The sequence below is a fragment of the Bradyrhizobium sp. Ses1 genome, from assembly GCF_059512365.1.
In genome coordinates, this window is the sequence record NZ_JCAMOQ010000279.1 from 1 (window position 1) to 235 (window position 235).

Genomic DNA, 235 nt, shown 5'->3' on the forward strand with positions numbered 1-235 from the left:
ACCCCGTTGCCGCCGGACGAGGCGGAGGAGGGCGCCGTCAGCGCGCCGCTCGAGACGGCGTTGGTGAAGAAATTGCTGGTCGCCACATATGCGCCGTTTGTGTGGTAGGACGCGACATAGGTGGTGTTGGCGGCGATCGAGACCGGCGTCGCCAAGGTCACGGTCTGCCAGCCGCTTGCGGTGGTGTTGGTGAAGGTGGCGCTGGCAAGCTTGGTGCCGGTCGAGCTCCACAGGT

At 66.4% G+C, this 235-nt stretch carries 1 protein-coding gene; it reads right to left on the reverse strand.

Annotated features, from left to right (window positions below):
- Positions 1-235, reverse strand: a 235-nt coding sequence (locus tag AC5ZG5_RS46670; RefSeq protein ID WP_496165627.1) for a DUF4082 domain-containing protein, incomplete at both ends; no start/stop codon positions are given.